This window comes from Microcoleus sp. S13_C3 (genome assembly GCF_036700905.1).
GTDB lineage: Bacteria > Cyanobacteriota > Cyanobacteriia > Cyanobacteriales > Microcoleaceae > Microcoleus.
The window spans coordinates 15,927-20,366 of sequence record NZ_JAUBPT010000148.1; the positions used below are offsets into that span (position 1 = coordinate 15,927).

Annotated in this window: 1 protein-coding gene; it reads right to left on the bottom strand. The window is 51.0% G+C overall.

Translation table 11 applies throughout. The features are described from left to right. A partial coding sequence (locus QUA16_RS28970) for an Ig-like domain-containing protein (protein ID WP_333181529.1) occupies positions 1–3,675 on the bottom strand: 3,675 nt, incomplete at its 3' end. Positions 3,676–4,440: the final 765 nt, after the last annotated feature.

Consider the following 4,440-nt stretch of genomic DNA (forward strand, 5'->3'; position numbering starts at 1 on the left):
AGTGGGCGGGAATGACGGAGTGGGAAATGTCGGCGGAGTGGGCGGGAATGACGGAGTGGGAAATGTCGGCGGAGTGGGCGGGAATGACGGAGTGGGAAATGTCGTCGGAGTGGGCGGGAATGACGGAGTGGGAGAGGGTGTCGGATTGGGAGAGGGTGTCGGAGTGGGTGCCGCATAAGTCAAGTTGACATTAGCTGTTGCTGTAGCCCCTTGACCGTCACTGACTTGATAGCTGAAGCTCTCTGTGCCACCATTAAATCCGAGATTGCGAGTATAAGTAATAAAATCATCATTGGGATTGTCCGGCGTGTTGTTATTATTAACGACTGCCGTTCCATTCACCGGATTGGTAACAATGCCGATCGTCAGAGGGTCGCCATCCGGGTCGCTGTCGTTGGACAGGACGTTAATATGGACTGGATTTCTGCGATCGGCGATCGCGCTGTCGTTGACTGCTACAGGCGATTGGTTGGCGATCGCAAATCCTGGGGAAAATTCCGAGGTATTATTAGCAGGATCGATCGCCGTTGCGGTAATAAATTGACCGATAGGTAGGGAACTGCCATAGGTATAGGCGAAACTATTTTTACCGCTACTGTCCGTAGTAACAATCGTAGAACCGAGGAAGGTTTTGCCTTCGCCAAAGCCTGTCGAATCGAGACTGGAGTTAGCAAATAATTCCAGCCGAAACGTGCGATCGGGAGTGCTGTTGAGAGCGCCTTTGATCTCAGCCTTCTTGCCATTGGAGTGGGCAAAAGTGATGACGGGAAAGTTTTGCAGGTTGTTAGCACCCGTGTCAGTATCGTTTAGATCGTTAGGGCTTACTCCCTTATTTGCTAAGTCAATGCCCAAACCATTATTGTTGAAAATACTATTGCCTAAAATCCCATTATTCGTACCAGAGATAACAGCAACTCCAGCTAAATTGTTGTAAGCGATCGTATTTCCAGTTCCCGGTTCGATACCGCCGATCGTATTCTTAGCAGCACCATCTTCGATCGAGATACCGCTGCCTAGATTGCCCGCAGCAGTGACTCCATCTGCTTGGATGCCGATGTAATTGCCTTGAATTTGGTTGTTAACAGCATTGCTGCCAGCGATCTTGATGCCATTAAGAATATTGCCAGAGATAATGTTGCGCTGACTGGGATTCGTGCCTCCAATCATGTTCGAGCCAGCATTCAGATAAATGCCACTCAATCTATTACCTAGGGCTGCAACACCCGCAGCATTCGTACCAATAAAGTTGCCGACTATTGTCGTGATTTTCTCGATCGCGTTTAAGTTACTGTTAATCGCGATTCCGTTTCCTAGATTGGCAGAAATTACATTGCGTTCTGCAGCATCATTAAATCCGTCGCCGTTGGTGCCGATGCGATTTTCGGTTCCGGCGGTGCGATCGATTAAGATACCATCTCCACTGTTACCGCGAGCGAAATTGCCACTTAAATCGGTGCCGATATAGTTGCCATAAATCCAGTTTTGGGCGGCACTATTCGATAGCTTAATGCCAGCAACTCCGTTTAATGATTGAGATGAAAATCTGTTAATTGCCAGCCCTCGAATAACAGAATTGCTTGCCTGAATGTCAAGTCCTACAGGTGAATTCGATGCCACACCATTGAGTTCAATTCGCGGCGCGCCTTGGAATCCGGGGCCGCCTTGACTCCAGCCATCGATTGTGACGGCATCTGTAATTGCCGGCAAAGCAGATGCGAGGTTGATAGTTTGAGGAAGGTTAAAGGCGATCGGGATCTGGATCGGACTCTGGAAGGGTAAGCGCGGAATCTGGATGAAAGTGGTAATTTGGAATGCGATCGTATCTGCACCCGGACGATTGTTGGCATTCAGCATTGCCTGTCGCAACGAACCAGGCCCGCTGTCATTAGTATTTGTTACCAAAAAAGTCACCCCAATATCTGGCAGGATGCTGACAGTAGCAATATTGCTGTTTGCGGTGCCGTCGCTGAGGCGATAGGTGAAGCTGTCGCCGTTGAAGTTCGCACCGGCAGTGTAGGTAATGAAATCATCGTTGGGATTGTTCGGCGTGCCGTTGTTGTTTGCAACTGCCGTCCCCTTGGTGGGATTCGCGACTAGACTGATGGTCAAAGGGTTGCCATCCGGATCGATGTCGTTGGAGAGAACATCAATCTTGACTGGAATGTTAGCAGAAGTTATCGCGCTGTCATTTTCCGCTACAGGAGGCTGGTTGGCGATCGGAGTTTTCACGTTGATGTTACCAAAAACATCGTTTCCATCCGTAGCAGTTACCCCAGCATTCGCAGCGCTGTTGCCACTGAAAGTTGGTAGCGCCCCAATAGCTGTCACCGTGGGAGTCGCAGCCACCCCTGCCACACTGGCAAGGTTGGGAGTAACGGCAAATATTGCGCCGCCCTTCCCCTGACCATTTGCGCCTGACATGGCGTTAGAAGATGGAATACCGCCCAACCCACCTGTTGCCGTATTGTTGAGAAACTTGCTGTTGACTGAGGTAAGAGAACCGCTGCGAATAAAAATCGCACCCCCCAGTCCGGCGCCGCCCCCTCCTCCACCAAAATTATTATTTAAGTCGCCATTGCCGCCGCCACCGCCGTTACCGCCGAAAGTTCCCCCGCTACCGGGAAAGCCGCCAGAACCAGATAGACTGAAACCGCCCCCGCCACCACCGCCACCAAAGCCGCCACTGCCGCCTCTGCCACCATAGCTAAATAGGCTTACAGAACCGAAACCGCTGCCACCTGCGCCACCCCCACCGCCAAAGCCACCGCTGCCACCTGCGCCGCCACCAACACCCGAACCCCCACCGCCACCGCCGCCAAAGTCCCCACCACTGCCACCAATACCACCAAAATTGCGGGAGGTGAAACCACCGCCACCGCCACCTCCTCCAATGCCACCAATGCCACCATTACCTGTGATCGCGTCGCTACCACCACCGCCGCCACCGCCGCCAATGCCACCGCCAATGCCGCCATCTAGGTTATCGGTACCGCCCGCCAAGCTATGGCTGCCGTTACCTGCTGGGTTGCCACCAAATATGGTGCCTGCGCCCCCACCGCCATGAATCGACTCGCTATTGCCACTAAAGCCGCCACCACCACTGCTGTGGCGGCCAGTAGTCCCGCCGTTGCCACCAAACCCGCCACCACCACCACCATAATCACCTTTACCATCTAAGCCACCAAAGCCAGTGCCACCAAAGCCACCACCGCCACGATTACCAACGCTGCCATCTCCACCAACTGCCTGGTTGTTTGAGAAGGTGACGTTATTGACGCCGACGGTACCGCCATTAATAAACAGCGCACCGCCCATGCCGCCGCCACCGCCACCGCCATTGCCACCCTTGCCCCGACCATTTGCCAGGGTGAGGTTGTTGAATTGAACAGTCCCTTGATTGACGAAGAAGAGGCGGACATCGCCATTGTCGTTGCTGCCATTTTTGTTGACATCGCCACTAATCGTCAGGTTATTGACTCCAGTACCTTTGATGGTGAGACTATCGTTGACGATGAGTTGTGCTGACAGGCCGATCGTCCTGGGTACGGCAAAGAAATTTGGGTCGAAAATAATTGTGTCTGCGCCAGCTATAGTATTAGCCTGTTTGATGGCAAATCGCAGGGAACCCGGATCGCTTTCGTTGTCGTTGGCGTTGGTGACGGTGAAAGTAGCCATAATTTTTGCCCTATACTTTTACTTTTGTTTAAACAATACAGAACTCAACTTCTTGAAGAAATATCGAGTTTCTGTTCGAGAAGCCCGGTAGCTGAGTTCTATCTGGGGCGTGTTTTCAAACTATTCCATCAGATCCCGCTCCCCCTAAATCCCCCTTAAAAAGGGGAGTAGGGGTTGACTTTGACGCTCTTGCTCCCCCCTTTTTCAAGGGGGGCTGGGGGGGATCGTTGGGCTTTGAAAACACGCCATAGCCTATTACTTTTTATTCACAATCCGAGCCAAGCAGTCAAATATCCGTACACTCAGCCCAGACAAGCTCGTCACCCTGACTTAATACTCCGCGATCGCCCTGACATAATTTGTGTCTATTTTTCAAAAATAGCTAATTTTTTATAGATCGCACTCGACTGTTACGTAAATTTACAGATCCGACAAAGCGATCCGAAATCTCTACCCCACTATCCCAAACTCTGGTTATTTTTAAATGTCCTTTAACCAGTGCGCGATCGTAATTTTAATTACCCAGATTACCGACACTAATGACTAATAACTACGGACTAATAACTAATGCCAACTGCCCACTGTATTAGATAAATTTCACGCTCGCCCCATGACATTAGTCATCAACCCAGTGATGACTAATGACAGGGTAAGAGCATCTCAATCAGGCTTGACACAAGCACTCTTTGAATCTGCATCATATAGTCATCATTCATCGCCGCTCGTTTCTTTTTTTGTCGCAAACTACGTCGGAGAGTCGTTTCT